This is a genomic window from Rhizorhabdus dicambivorans (assembly GCF_002355275.1).
Lineage (GTDB): Bacteria > Pseudomonadota > Alphaproteobacteria > Sphingomonadales > Sphingomonadaceae > Rhizorhabdus > Rhizorhabdus dicambivorans.
Map to the genome: position 1 here is coordinate 4,379,751 of NZ_CP023449.1, position 12,627 is coordinate 4,392,377.

General features: G+C 63.6%; 14 protein-coding genes. 3 read left to right on the forward strand and 11 right to left on the reverse strand.

Going from position 1 to position 12,627, the window contains the following annotated elements; genetic code table 11:
* The first annotated feature begins 75 nt into the window (after positions 1–75).
* Together CMV14_RS20570 and CMV14_RS20575 are read left to right on the forward strand one after the other, a co-directional pair.
* On the forward strand, positions 76–396 hold the full coding sequence (locus tag CMV14_RS20570) for a 2Fe-2S iron-sulfur cluster-binding protein (protein ID WP_066961922.1): 321 nt from the start codon (positions 76–78) through the stop codon (positions 394–396).
* 347 nt (positions 397–743) lie between these two features.
* Positions 744–3,071, forward strand: a complete 2,328-nt coding sequence (locus tag CMV14_RS20575) for a TonB-dependent receptor (RefSeq protein ID WP_066961919.1) — start codon at positions 744–746, stop codon at positions 3,069–3,071.
* A 157-nt stretch (positions 3,072–3,228) separates the two neighbouring features.
* Here the strand turns inward: CMV14_RS20575 and CMV14_RS20580 are convergent, their stop codons facing one another.
* The 7 genes from CMV14_RS20580 to CMV14_RS20605 all read right to left on the reverse strand — a co-directional run bounded on the left by CMV14_RS20580 (position 3,229) and on the right by CMV14_RS20605 (position 9,291).
* Positions 3,229–3,702 carry a VOC family protein gene (locus CMV14_RS20580; protein ID WP_066961916.1) on the reverse strand — a complete coding sequence of 158 codons (474 nt, stop codon included), beginning with the start codon at positions 3,700–3,702 and terminating at the stop codon, positions 3,229–3,231.
* A complete protein-coding gene (locus CMV14_RS20585) occupies positions 3,699–4,931 on the reverse strand; it encodes an amidohydrolase family protein (RefSeq protein ID WP_066961913.1) in 1,233 nt (410 codons plus the stop codon). The genes CMV14_RS20580 and CMV14_RS20585 overlap by 4 nt, the downstream gene beginning before the upstream one ends.
* A 258-nt stretch (positions 4,932–5,189) precedes the next feature.
* The gene (locus CMV14_RS20590) at positions 5,190–5,513 is read right to left on the reverse strand and encodes a 2Fe-2S iron-sulfur cluster-binding protein (RefSeq protein WP_066961910.1); all 324 of its coding nucleotides are present in this window, start codon (positions 5,511–5,513) and stop codon (positions 5,190–5,192) included.
* Between the two features lie 77 nt (positions 5,514–5,590).
* Positions 5,591–5,755 carry a hypothetical protein gene (locus tag CMV14_RS26880; RefSeq protein WP_176488960.1) on the reverse strand — a complete coding sequence of 55 codons (165 nt, stop codon included), beginning with the start codon at positions 5,753–5,755 and terminating at the stop codon, positions 5,591–5,593.
* Between the two features lie 37 nt (positions 5,756–5,792).
* On the reverse strand, positions 5,793–7,481 hold the full coding sequence (locus tag CMV14_RS20595) for an N-acyl-D-amino-acid deacylase family protein (RefSeq protein WP_066961906.1): 1,689 nt from the start codon (positions 7,479–7,481) through the stop codon (positions 5,793–5,795).
* Positions 7,482–7,576: 95 nt separating this feature from the next.
* Entirely contained in the window at positions 7,577–8,368 is a 792-nt protein-coding gene (locus CMV14_RS20600) for an IclR family transcriptional regulator (protein WP_066961903.1), read from the reverse strand.
* A gap of 251 nt (positions 8,369–8,619) precedes the next feature.
* Positions 8,620–9,291, reverse strand: coding sequence for a TetR/AcrR family transcriptional regulator (locus CMV14_RS20605; RefSeq protein ID WP_083215806.1), 672 nt, complete (start codon positions 9,289–9,291; stop codon positions 8,620–8,622).
* 273 nt (positions 9,292–9,564) lie between these two features.
* Here CMV14_RS20605 and CMV14_RS20610 point away from each other — a divergent pair, with 273 nt between their 5' ends.
* On the forward strand, positions 9,565–10,308 hold the full coding sequence (locus CMV14_RS20610; RefSeq protein ID WP_176488959.1) for a TetR/AcrR family transcriptional regulator: 744 nt from the start codon (positions 9,565–9,567) through the stop codon (positions 10,306–10,308).
* Here CMV14_RS20610 and CMV14_RS20615 read toward each other — a convergent pair.
* The 4 genes from CMV14_RS20615 to CMV14_RS20630 all read right to left on the reverse strand — a co-directional run bounded on the left by CMV14_RS20615 (position 10,253) and on the right by CMV14_RS20630 (position 12,561).
* Positions 10,253–10,825 carry a hypothetical protein gene (locus CMV14_RS20615; protein WP_066961891.1) on the reverse strand — a complete coding sequence of 191 codons (573 nt, stop codon included), beginning with the start codon at positions 10,823–10,825 and terminating at the stop codon, positions 10,253–10,255. The genes CMV14_RS20610 and CMV14_RS20615 overlap by 56 nt on opposite strands.
* An 8-nt stretch (positions 10,826–10,833) precedes the next feature.
* A complete protein-coding gene (locus CMV14_RS20620; RefSeq protein ID WP_066961888.1) occupies positions 10,834–11,415 on the reverse strand; it encodes a nitroreductase family protein in 582 nt (193 codons plus the stop codon).
* Complete coding sequence (locus tag CMV14_RS20625; RefSeq protein WP_139114696.1) at positions 11,412–11,723, reverse strand: hypothetical protein; 312 nt, start codon at positions 11,721–11,723, stop codon at positions 11,412–11,414. Before CMV14_RS20625 ends, CMV14_RS20620 begins: the two co-directional genes overlap by 4 nt.
* Positions 11,724–11,796: 73 nt before the next feature.
* On the reverse strand, positions 11,797–12,561 hold the full coding sequence (locus CMV14_RS20630) for an enoyl-CoA hydratase-related protein (RefSeq protein ID WP_066961882.1): 765 nt from the start codon (positions 12,559–12,561) through the stop codon (positions 11,797–11,799).
* Positions 12,562–12,627 lie beyond the last annotated feature (66 nt).

Sequence of the window (12,627 nt, forward strand, 5' to 3'; positions counted from 1 at the left end):
GGCCAAGGGATCGCACCTATGATGTCGCCGCTACATAGCAGGACGAGGCCGCCGCGCCGGAACTAGGAGAAGACAATGATCGCGATCCGCTTCGTCAGCGCCCGGGGAGAGGCAATGAGCGTCGCCGCCGACAGCGGCTTCTCGCTGATGGAGGTCGCCAAGCGCAACGGCATCCCCGGCATTGTCGCCGAATGCGGCGGCGCCTGCGCCTGCGCGACATGCCACGTCCATATCGATCCCGCCTGGCTGGAAGCGGTGGGCGATCCCACCCCCGGCGAAGCGGACATGCTGGATTTCGCCCATGACCGCCGCCCCGACTCGCGGCTGTCCTGCCAGATCCGGATCACCCCGTCGCTGGACGGCCTGATCGTCCATGTGCCGGAGCGACAGGGCTGAGCGGCGCGGTGCCGCCAGCAGCCGTCGCGTCCCGCATCGAACCGGCACCAGCCGCTCTCCAAATCGAAGAAAAATGGCAGGCGTAGCGGAGACAGATATCGCTATGAAGTGACCGCTATCATTTTTAAGGAGGATTCCTTATTCCAAACATCTCATAGTAGAGCCCCCGATGTTGCAAGCGGATTTTCTCTTCCGAGGAGAGAGTAGAGACGCGGGATCGCATACACGATTGCTGGGGCCGATCTGCCCAACCATTGTCGGCGCGGCACTCCGGAACTGTTAGATTGCGCTCCATCCCATCAAGCAGACGCCGACTTTCAACGGCCATCCAAGAAGAGGGAGGGGACATGAAAAAGCATCTCTATGCGGCCGGCATGACGGCCATCGCACTCGTCGCCATCTTGCCGGGCGGGGCCCAGGCGCAGACCGCCGCTCCGGCCACCGACCCGGCGATCAGCACCATCGACGACATCGTCGTCACCGCCCGCCGTCGCAACGAGCGGCTCCAGGAGGTTCCGCTTGCGGTAAGCGCGGTCTCCGCCGCCGCGCTGGAACGCGCGAATATCCAGAATGTCGCGCAACTCAGCCGGCTTGTGCCCAGCCTCACCTCGGTGCCCGGCCAGGGCGGCAGCCGCTCGCTGCCCAATTTCTCGATCCGCGGCCTGTCGCAGCAGGAGCTGACGATCCTCGCCGACCAGTCGGTGTCGACCTATATCGGCGACATCGTCGCGGCGCGCACCCAGGGCATCAACAGCACGCTGTTCGACATCGCCTCGGTCGAGGTGCTGCGCGGCCCGCAGGGCACGCTGTTCGGCCGTAACACAACGGGCGGCGCGATCATCATCCGCCCCGCGCGGCCGACCGACGAGTTCGAAGGCCGGGTCGGCGTGACCGTCGGCAACCTCGACACCTTCAATGTCGAGGGCATGGTCAACGTGCCGCTGACGCCGAACGTCGCTATCCGCATCGCCGGCCAGCGCCAGCGCGACGACGGTTTCGTCTATGACGAGATACTGGGCCGCAACGTCAACGACACCAGGCAGGAGGGGGTGCGCGCCTCGCTGCTGCTGCACAATGACGCGGGCCTCGAATCGCTGACCGTCTATAATTATTTCCATGAGAATGACGGCGGCACGGCGAGCTTCCTGCAGAATGTCCGCGCCACCGGCTCGCTCAATGGCGCGGCGGTGCGCACCGCGCGCGGCTATCGCCCGCTGGAGCAGTTGCTGACCGAGCAGCGCGCGCGTGGCATCTACCGCATCGCCAATGGTTCGCCGATCTTCACCCGGGTCGAGACCCATGATGTCGCCAACACCACCAGCGCCGATCTATCCGAACAGATCAAGATAAAGAACATCATCGGCTACCGCCGCGTGAAGGATCACATCTTCGACGATATGGACGGCACGTCCAACTCGCTTCACCCGCAGGAGCGCATCGACCGTGCCCGGCAATTCTCGGAAGAACTGCAACTGCTTGGCGATACCGGCAGCCTGAACTGGATCACCGGCCTCTATTATTTCCGGGAGAAGGGCCGCAACCAAGGCATTTCGGCGGTGGGCGCGGTCGATCCGGGGCTGATCGAGCCGAACAACGTCGCCGCCTTCCCCGGCACCGCCTTCAGCAACACCGATACGGCCGCGCGCAACAGCAGCTATGCGGCCTTCGCGCAGGGCACCTACCGCTTCGGCGGATCGATGGAGGGGCTGAGCCTCACCGCGGGCATCCGCTACAATCGCGACAAGCGCCAGGCGACGATCCGCAACCGCACCGCCACCGCCTGCCGCTTCACCCGCGATCTCGACAACAATCCGGCCACGCCGGAGACGGCGGTGCCGCTCGCGCAGTGCCAGCTCGACGTCAGCGATACCTTCTCCGAGGTCACCTACAATCTCAGCCTCGAATATAAGATCGCCACCGACAAGCTGGTCTATATCGCGCATCGCCATGGCTACCGCACCGGCGGCTTCGGCGCGCGCGCCGGGACCGAGGCGGGCCTGCGCCGAACCTTCTCGCCCGAGACGGTCGACGATATCGAGATCGGCGTGAAGGCCGACTGGCGGATGGGCGACGCCTTCCTGCGCACCAACTTCGCCGGCTATTATGCGAAGTACAAGGACATCCAGCGGCTGCTGACCGATCCGCTGGCGGTGCCCCCGACCACGGTGACCACCAATGCCGGGCGGGCGCGGATCTGGGGCATCGAGGCGGATATATTGTTCCGCCCGGTAAAGATGATCGAACTGACCGCGAACTACGCCTATACCAACGCCGAGTTCACGAAGTTCATCTATCCGGACGGCACCGATCATTCGAACGATCCGTTCGCCCGCGCGCCGCGCAACGTCTATACGCTGGGCGCCCGCGTGATCGCCCCGCTGGCCGATGGACAGGGCAACGCCTCTGCCGGGATCAGCTATTATCACACCGACGGCTATAGCGGGAACGACACCTTCGTGCGCGGCTATACCGACGTGAAGGGCTATAATCTCCTGAACCTGGATGCGAGCTGGAACCGGGTGATGGGTTCGGCCTTCGACGTGGCGCTGTTCGTCAACAACGTCACCAGGAAGAAGTATGACTTCCTGCTGATCAACCTCGACAGCCTTGGCTACACCAGCCACACGCCAGGCCTGCCGCGCACCTATGGCGCGACCGTGCGGGTCCATTTCTGAGATCGCCGCATGCTGCGGTGATGCCTGAGCTGCGCCCGCCCCCACCGCCGGAGATGGTCATGGCGGCGGGGCCGGGTGCGGCAGTCCTCTCCCAAGGAGGCATATTGGGGGCCCGACGGGCGGCGCCGGACGGCGACCGATCGTCGGGCCCTTCCTTTCAGAAGCGGGGTACCGTGTCGAACAGGCTCATGCCGCCCGCGCCGGGCTGCATATATTCGACGAAATGGCCGAGATCGTCGCGGCGATCGAGATAGACATAGCGCATCAGCCCGCCGAAATCACCGCGCACCGGCATTGCCGTGCCCGAGACATCCGCCTCGTCCAGCACCGCATCCCATGCGGCATCGCTGTCAAGCAGGCAGCCGATATGGTGGAGCCGCAGCCCGCAGCCGGGCGGCAGCATCGCCCGATAGACGTCGTCGGCGCCGCCCGCCGGGGCGATCAACTCAATCTGGACCGGCCCGACGAACGCCAGCGCGAAATGACAGTGCGCGGTGCCGCACACGGTTTCGATCGGGACATCGCGATTGACCTGCATCCTCGGAACGGCGAAGCGCGCCTCCGCCAGCTTCACGGCGGCATCGATATCGGCCGTGACATAGGCAGTCTGGAAGATGTTGAACGGACTCACGCCGCCAATCCCGGCGCCTTGTGCAGCAGGCCGCCCCTGACGATGGCCAGCAGCCGGTCGTGCTGGGCAAGCAGCCCGGGATCGGCCAGCGGATCGCCCTCGACCAGCAGCAGATCGGCGGGTGCCCCCTCGGCGATCCGACCCGCGCCCTGGCCCATCAGATCGCCGCCATGCAGGGTCGCGGCAGTCAGCGCCTCGCGCGGCGAATAGCCGAGATAGGTGACGAAATGCTCCACGTCGCGAGCGTTGGTGCCATTGGGCTGCCAGGCGAGGCCATAATCGCCGCCAATCACGGCACGCACTCCCCGCCGCCGCAGCGCGCCATGCGTCTCGATATTGGCGGCCATCGCCGCCTCTACTCCCATCCGGTCGAGCGTCGCCCGGTCGAACGGGCTGTCATGGAGCAGGCTGTGATAATAGCCGATCGTCGGCGCGACGAATACGCGGTCACGGGCCGCCTCGAGCATGTCGAGCGCCTCCTGGTCGGCGAAATCGGCATGGTTGATCAGGGTCGCCCCGGCGCGCAGCGCCCGCTTGATCGATTCCGCCGAGCGGGCGTGCGCGCTGATCGGCAGGCCGAGCGCCGCCGCGGCCTCGCCGATCGCCTGCATCTCATCCTCGGCCAGGGTGGTGGTGCGCCCCGACGGACGCGGGAAGAAATCGTCGCCCGAGACATTGACCTTCACGATATCGACGCCCTCGCGATAGCCGATCCGCACGGCGCGGCGGCACGCCTCGGGCCCGTCGACCACCATCGCCGCGACGTCACGCCCCTGGTGGAACTGCGTCGTGTCGTTGAGACCGCCTGTTGCGGTGAGGGTGGGTGTCGAGGCCATCAGGCGCGGACCGGGGATGCGTCCGGCCTCGATCTCGTTGCGGATCACGACCTCCGACCGCAGCTTGGGCGACCCCGCCCCGACCACCCCGGTGAACCCGGCGTCTAGCAGGGTGCGGACATTGTGCATCGTGATCAGCACCGTCTCCTCGGGCGGCGTGTCCTCGATCTGATAGGCATAGGTGACGACGGGAAAGCTGAGATGGCCATGCGCGTCGACCATTCCCGGGATGAGCGTCGCCCCGGCACCATCGATGCGCCGCGCGCCTTCGCACCACCCGGCAGGGATCGTCCCCAGCGCGACGATCGCCCCGTGCTCGATCAGCACATCGGCAGCGAAGGCTGCGTCGGCAAGCCCGTCCCAGACCTTCGCGCCCGCAATCAACAGCTTCATCGGTCCTCTCCCGTACAACCGGCGCGACCCTATCATGCCGGGGCGGGAAGGCAGCGGGATTGGGCATCACGCCCCATCTCATCGCCTATCTGATCAGCGGAAACGGGCCCGGCCGGCCGGGGCGTCAGCGGGTCAGCGCCCGCCTCGACCGGCAGCGGATCGGGAGCAAGGCGGGGCCGACGCGGGCCGGCGCCCTGCCCTCGGTGCCGTGGCACAACCCACAGCCTCGATTTCTATATCGAAGATTTCCTCGCCTGGTCAGAAGCCCTGCACTTCGGGCAATCTTACAACCATCCCGTCAAGCTCGGCGCGGATATTGATTTGACAACTCAGCCGGCTTTCAGCGCGGCGGTCCTCAACCATCTCAAGCAATTCGCGCTCAGTCGGTCCGGCCTCGCCCGCCACCGCAGTCCAGTCCCGGTCGATATAGATATGGCAGGTTGCGCACGCTCCCGCACCGCCGCACTCCGCTTCGATGCCGGGCACGTCATTGTCCAACGCCACTTCCATGACAGTGTAGCCGTCATCGGCCTCGACCGGGTGCTCGGTTCCATCGAATTCAACGAACGTAATTCTTGCCATGTCGCGATTCTCTACTTGTATCGAAGCAGCGTCAGCCGAAGGACCGGCCAGCACCTTGCGATCGGTTCTTGTGGGCGTCAGGGCATTGCCGCCATGATCGTGTCGAAACGCCCTTCGACCATCGGGATCAGCGTCCGGTTGTCTTGCGTCAACGGCACGAAATAAGGCGCGTTCGCAATGACGGCGTCGCGGCCCCCCAATCCCAACTCGTCCGGATCCGGCGCTCCGGCTTGGTCGGACAATCCAGCGGGAGGCACCCCAAGGGACCAAAGTTCAGTTTCATGCCTGGCGACGCAACAGCTTGCCCGGCAGGGCGCCGGTGTGCGCCCCGCGTTCGATGGTGACCTCGCCCCCGACAATCGTCGCGAGCATTCCATCGGCCCGTGATTCTAGCCGGGGCGCTCCGGTCGGCAGGTCATGGAGCAGGACCGGCAGCGTCGGGGTAATTCGACCCGGATCGAAGATATTGATATCTGCCGCCAGACCCTCGCGAAGCAAGCCACGGTCGGTGAAGCCCCAGGCCTGGGCGGGCGCGAGCGTCACCATACGCACCGCTTCTTCAAGCGTGAACTCCTGCCGCTGACGCACCCAGTGCGACAACAGATAGGTCTGCAGCGAACATTCCTGCTGCGTGACATGGGCGCCAGCGTCCGAGAAGGTCATCACGCAATGGGGATGGCGCATCGCATCGATCAGCGCCTTGTCATCCCAGCGCATCCCAGGCTGGTAGAAGAATTGCTGCAGGTCGGTCTCGACCGCGAGATCGATGAACAGCTCGATTGGGTCCACGCCGCGTTGCGCGGCCATATCATGCATCGTCGGATTGGGCGGCAGTGCATTCTGCCACACCACCATTTGCTCGAAGTCCGGTGGCTTGGGAATGTCGGCGGCCGCCGACGTTGGAAAAACCGCGTGCTTCGCCGAGTTCACCAGTGCGGAGCGCAGCGCGGGATCCTTGAGCGCCTGACGTTGCTGCTCCAAAGGCAGCGAACGAACCTTCTTCCACTCGGGTATCCAGTCATAGGGCGTCTGCGTCAGAAAGGACCACAGCAGGTAGATGCCGCGGCTGTGCGACTGGCCGATCAGCTTACCGCCGGCGGCCGCCGCGCGATCCAGCAGGGGCAACTCCTCGGCGGTCACTTCCGGCAGCGGGATCAGACCCCAGGTGATCGTCGCGCCGCTGGCGACGGACAATTGCAGCAATTCCTCATGGAAGCGGCGGCGCACGTCCAATTCGCCAAAGCGCGACGCACTTGGCGGAGCCAGCTCGAACATTCTCCGGCCGAATTTTCCCATCGCCATGACAAGGCTGCGAACCTCGCCCCAGTCGGCAAGGCGCGATGCGACGGGGCGGTCGTCGGACGTCAGATGCCCCTCCCCGCGCGAAGTCGTAAAACCGATTGCCCCCGCCGCCAGCGCGTCCTCCAACTCACGCCGCATGAGCGCGAGTTCGTCGTCATTCGATGTCCGCTCGAATGCGTCCTCGCCCATGACGAATGTCCGCAGCGCGGAATGGCCAATATTCGCCGCATAGTTGATCCCCTTGGGGAGGGTATCGACCACATCCAGATATTCGCGAAAGGTCGTCCAGCGCCAGTCGATGCCGGCCTCCATCGCCGCGCACGAAATATCTTCGGCGCGCTCGAGATTCCGCACGACCAGCGCGCGCCGCGCCTTGGAGCTGGGCGCGAGCGTGAAGCCGCAGTTGCCCATCACGGCCGTGGTGATCCCCTGCCAGCAGGAAGACGAGCCGAGGGGGTCCCAATGCATCTGCGCGTCAAGGTGCGTGTGCCCGTCGATGAAGCCCGGCGTCACGACATGGCCATCGGCGTTCAGCTCACGCCTGGCCACGCCGGAAATAGTGCCGACCTGGGCGATGCGGCCGTCCTGGACCGCCACGTCGGCGTGATAGCCCGGCCGCCCCGAGCCATCGACCACCGTCCCGCCGCGAATGATGAGGTCGTACATCTAAGCTCCGTTTCCTTCCTGGTCGATCGGGGCAATCCTGCAGGCTGCTTGACGGCCAGACCGGCCCGACACGCATCCTGCCGCCGTCCGCGTGTTCAGGCCCGTGCCTGGGAGGCGAGATCGCGCAATATTTCGGCGTAATTCAGCATTTCCGCCTCCGCCATCGCGCCCCGCTGCTCGATGCCGACCGCCAGCCATTGCTCCTTGCGATCGAGCGTCACCGCGACTCCGGTCCACGAACTGTCGGCACCCTCGCCAGCAAACCAGCCGCGCTGCCGGCCCAACTGCAACTCAGCGAGCAGCGCTGGCGCCTGAACGAGTGGCTCGTGCTCCGCGCGCTCTCCGTTGATGCGCCAGGTCAGCTGCGAGACGTGCTTGTCATCATGCCGTGCGAGAAGCGCCTTGCCGAGAGCCGTGCGCGCGAGCGCGCAATGCCGCCCGACATGGATGCACTCGCCCTCTCCCGCCCCCCTTTGCGGCCGGTTCACATAGATATATTGCGCGTGCAAACCATTGATGGTTCCAATAACGACCGTTTGGCCGGTCCGCAGCGCGACCGCGTCGGCATGCATCAACAGTTCACCCTGGCGCACGATCGTTGGATCGACCCAGTTGCCGAGCAGCGACACGCGGCGCGTGGGATAGTAGGTCCGCCGATGGCGATCGTTCTGAAGATAGCCGAGATGAACCAGGCTGCGCAGCAGAACCGAGGTGCTGGATTGCGGACACCCAAGCGCCCGCGAGATTTCGGAAACGCACGCCTCGCGCTGCACCGCATCGAAATATTCGAGGATCTGTAACGCCCGGCCCGCCGACTTGACGACCGAGGCATCGGCAACCGCAGTTCGCGGCGGTACCGAGGCAGGGACTGCGTGAGCCTTTGCCATGAAGCTCTCCTCTCCAACCGACTAGGCGCCGTTTGATTCGAAAAAAAACCTACTCGTTAGAATGTTCGCTGTAAAGTATCGTTTTCCGGTCGCATCGGCTCATCTTGTGTAGCGGTAGATGGGCGAAGCCTGAGGTCGACAACTGCTGCTACAGCAAGCATCGATGCGGCGGCTCGTGGCCCGCAACTCCGCTGAGGAGCCACTGCACCATCACCAGCGACCTCGAAGTCAATGCCCGCGCGGCGGCAGGCTCAGCTTTGTGTCAAACCCCGTACGCAGTAGTCGGCGAGCGCAGCGGCAATCTGTTCCACCGCATCGAGCGGATCATCGCGATCCTCTTCATACCAATTCGCCACATAATTGAGGGCACCGAGCAGCGGCTTACTGGCGAACCGAGGCTCCACCGGTCGAAACTCGCCCGCCTCCACTCCTTTCGCGATCACTCGGACGAACAGGTCCTCATACTCGTCGCGGAGCTCATTCACCCGCTGGCGGGCGGCCTCCTGATAGGGAGCCGACACGGACAGCAGAAAGCGGTTGAGACCGAGCATCGTGGCCTTCTGGTAGTTGATCCTGGTCATAACCTCGATCGCATGCGCGAAGCACATCTCCCGAACGCGCTGCACGGGACCGAGGTCTGGCCGGGCTGCTATGCTGCCGACGCGATCGATCAAGATTCGAAGGGATTCAAGATGGAGGTCGAGAAATATATCCGCCTTGGACCTATAATAATGATAGATCCTGCCCTTGCTCGCACCGAGCACATCCGCGACATCATCAATGGATGTTGCCTCGAATCCGCGTGCGTTGAACGCAATTGCTGCCGCCTTGAGGATATCCGCGCGAGCCTCATCGGACGCACCTGGCCGATCGACCAGAAGTGATGGTACGTTGCTTGCACCAGAATTCGCCGGTTCAGTCATGATTTAGTGACAGACCCCTGATCCTGCCCAGGATATGCTTTTCACCCGCCGCGTCAATTCGCGGCCCCTATCCTTGCGTGCGCGCAAATGCAATTTGCCACATCCGTGATGGGTGAACATAGCGCGGAGCGCTTTGGGACCAGATCGGCATCGCCCGGCTGCAACATCGGTTGCATGCAGGCAACGCCCCATTTAGGAAATCCGCCCTCAACCTGGTTCAAAGCGCCGCGATGCGCGTCTTCGATGCCGTCCCAATGGATGCCTGGAGTGACTATGCGATCTCCTGCCTCACGCAAGAAAAAGCCTGCGCTGACACCGCTCTGGGAATCAGAAGCGCGATCGAGCCCCAAGATGGAAGGACGGGCGCTCGTACTCGAAGCAGCCGCCACCGCCTTTTATGAGCGTGGCTACGCAGGCACCACGTTGGATCATGTGGCCACGATTTTGGGGACGACCAAGGGCCAAATCTATCACTATTACCGGAGCAAGCTGGATTTATACTTCGACGTGGCGGTCGGCGCCTTTTTCATGATCAACGAACGGATCTATCCGCTCGCAGAAGCGAAGGGGGTGCCTGCCGCCCAGCGGCTGCACGACGTGTTCCGCGCGTTCGCGACGGAGCTCATGGAACACTATCCGTTTCACCGCGTGGCGCTGGAGGCGACTCAGTTCAAGTTGATTGGCCGTGGATCAGCGGCGCAGGAGCGGCCGCTCGCGCGGATCAATGCACTGCGTAAGCAGCTCGAAATTCTAATCAATGCGTTGATCGAGGAAGCGGCGGCCGACGGCGTTTGCCAGATCCCTTCGATCCAACTTGCGATGAGAGGCGGGCTGGGATCGCTCGCCTGGCTGATCGTGTGGTTCGACCCGAAGCAATCGAACAGCGCCGAAGAGCGCGATGCCATCGCAATGCGGATCGCCGACTTCGTCGTTGCCGGGCTCGGTTGCCGGAGCAGCGCCCTCACAAACTCGTTCGCGGCAGAAACTGCAGCGCCGCCGGCGGCGCATCGAGGATGACGCCGCAACCTGCCTTGCACGCCCATCGGCCATTGTCGGCGCCATAGCCGCCTTCGAGTTGCCACCATCCTTGATTGTGCCGGCAGCACGCATCGCACACGCACAGCTGCCGCTCGCCACAGGCATGAACGCCTGTCCCGCCACATTTGACACATTGCCGATCGGCGTTCATCGCGGCGCTGACAAGCGCGTCCTGGCGTGGCTCCGGGCGCCGATGCGCCAGCACGACAGCTTCCGGATCGATACCCTTGCCTGCCGGCATCTCGATTTCGGGGCCCAACAGCGCATAATAGCTGTTGCGAGTCTCCGCGATCTTGAAACTTCCATGCTCCGTGATTTGGATGATCCCGGAGGTATGGAGCACATTGCCGGAGAATTCCGGATGCGAAAGATGGACGATGCAGTCACCCCAAATGACCGGCAAGGCGCCATGACGGGCTTGCCGGACCCGCATCCAGGTGCGGAAAATCCCATTAAGCTGCTTCGTCATCTCATCGCGGCATATCTGGATGCCCACCGGGTGCGCTAAGCTGCCCGATCCCGCTGATATTCGACGACGTCCTCAAGCGTGGCCCGCGGCAGCGGTGAGCGCTGCTGCTCGGTGCCGATATAGAAGATGCCGACAACCGAATCCTCGTCCGCCAAGCCTAATCCGGCGCGCACGGCCGGATGATATGCAGCCGCCCCGGTCTTCCATGCGACGCCGAAACCGAGTGCGTTGGCCGCCAGCATGAGGTGCGCTCCGGCAGCAGCCACTGCTGCCTGTTGCTCGACGACCGGCACCTTGTGTCCGATAACCGGCTTGCAGACGAGCGCAACAACCGTGGGCGCCCGCAACGCCTTCTCGCGCGCCTTTTCGAGTTCCGCCGCTTCAGCCCCCGGCTTGTCGGCCTGCACCTGGGCTGCCATCAGATCGCCCAACCGCTCTCGGCCGGCGCCTTCGAACACGATGAACCGCCACGGCCGCAGCCGCCCGTGATCGGCCGCTGTCACGGCCGCCGAGAGGATCTGCTCCAACTGGGTACCGGACGGCCCGGGCTCAGCAAACTTGAGCGCGGATGCCCGGCGCAGCAGAAGATCGACGACCTCGTTCGGAGTGCCGCTCATTGGCGCGCCTTCTCGCGGGCGGCCAGCGCCGCATCGACCTCTTCCAGCGTGTAGGTCCTGGCGTCAGGCGTCGTGATCCGCACATTGGTACGCCCGATCTGCGCAAATCGGCGGCCATGTAAAACGGCATCGCGTGATGTGCACGCCATCACCAAGGTCGAACCACATCCATCGAAGGTGACATTATAGTAACAAAGCCCCATAACGATCCAAATCCCATCGGTGCGAGCATTGGCTGACGGTATGCCCATAAATGTTTGCGGCGCACGAGGCCATGCGCCCGACCCTTTCGTGGGCAGATAATACATCCCTGATAATTTTCTGCTCCAATGCATCGAGCACGAAGCCGGTATGCGCGGTGCGGCTGACGCACCGACTTGGCTACGCCCGCCAGGGCGAAAAATCAGGCTTCCTCTTTTCCAGAAAAGCGGAGGTGCCTTCCTCCTGTTCTCCAGTTTCAAAAAAATTCGGCGCCACGGTATCGATCACTTCCATAATGCCAGTGCGATCGACGATTTTGCCGAACGAGTATTTGATCGTCTTCAAGGAGGTCGGGCTCATCTGAAGCAATTCATCGCACCACCGTGCCACTTCTTCATCGAGCTTCTCCTTCGGAACCACAGAGTTCACGAGTCCCCACTCCAGCATCTGCGTCGCCGTGTATCGCCGGCAGAGCATCCACAGTTCTCGTGCGCGCTTATGCCCAATAATGCCGGCGACGTGCGCAACGGGATAGCCGCCGGCGGGCGACCCCACGCGCGGGCCGTTCTGGCCAAAAATCGAATGTTCGGCGGCGATCGTGAAGTCGCAGCAATACGCTATGTGGTTGCCAGCGCCGATCGCATAGCCGTTTACACGCGCGATGACCGGCTTGGGACAATCAAGGATGAGATTGCCCAATTGCCAGTCCAGTGATTTCATGCCCCCGGCATTCTCCCACTCGATGTCCCCGCCGGCACAGAAGGCGCGCTCGCCCTCACCGGTCAGCACCAAAACCCCCACATTTCGATCTGCGGCGCTTTGCTTGAACGCTGCCTCCAGTTCGTCGATGGTCTCTCCTCGAATAGCGTTGAGCTTTTTAGGCCGATTGATTGTGATCGTCTGAACGCCGTTTGCTGACGCCACCACGATGTCCTGGAACGACATGCTTCCGTCCTTTCATTTGCCAACCAGTGCGATCTGCTCTCTCGCCAGATTCTTGTGAGGCCGGAC

Bases quoted from the DNA above. Each gene is read 5' to 3' on its own strand.
- CMV14_RS20590 (WP_066961910.1), bottom strand. From the start codon at position 5,513: ATGGCAAGAATTACGTTCGTTGAATTCGATGGAACCGAGCACCCGGTC.
- CMV14_RS20605 (WP_083215806.1), bottom strand. From the start codon at position 9,291: ATGACTGAACCGGCGAATTCTGGTGCAAGCAACGTACCATCACTTCTG.
- CMV14_RS20610 (WP_176488959.1), top strand. From the start codon at position 9,565: ATGCGATCTCCTGCCTCACGCAAGAAAAAGCCTGCGCTGACACCGCTC.
- CMV14_RS20575 (WP_066961919.1), top strand. From the start codon at position 744: ATGAAAAAGCATCTCTATGCGGCCGGCATGACGGCCATCGCACTCGTC.
- CMV14_RS20570 (WP_066961922.1), top strand. From the start codon at position 76: ATGATCGCGATCCGCTTCGTCAGCGCCCGGGGAGAGGCAATGAGCGTC.
- CMV14_RS20625 (WP_139114696.1), bottom strand. From the start codon at position 11,723: ATGTATTATCTGCCCACGAAAGGGTCGGGCGCATGGCCTCGTGCGCCG.
- CMV14_RS20595 (WP_066961906.1), bottom strand. From the start codon at position 7,481: ATGTACGACCTCATCATTCGCGGCGGGACGGTGGTCGATGGCTCGGGG.
- CMV14_RS20630 (WP_066961882.1), bottom strand. From the start codon at position 12,561: ATGTCGTTCCAGGACATCGTGGTGGCGTCAGCAAACGGCGTTCAGACG.
- CMV14_RS20600 (WP_066961903.1), bottom strand. From the start codon at position 8,368: ATGGCAAAGGCTCACGCAGTCCCTGCCTCGGTACCGCCGCGAACTGCG.
- CMV14_RS20585 (WP_066961913.1), bottom strand. From the start codon at position 4,931: ATGAAGCTGTTGATTGCGGGCGCGAAGGTCTGGGACGGGCTTGCCGAC.
- CMV14_RS20620 (WP_066961888.1), bottom strand. From the start codon at position 11,415: ATGAGCGGCACTCCGAACGAGGTCGTCGATCTTCTGCTGCGCCGGGCA.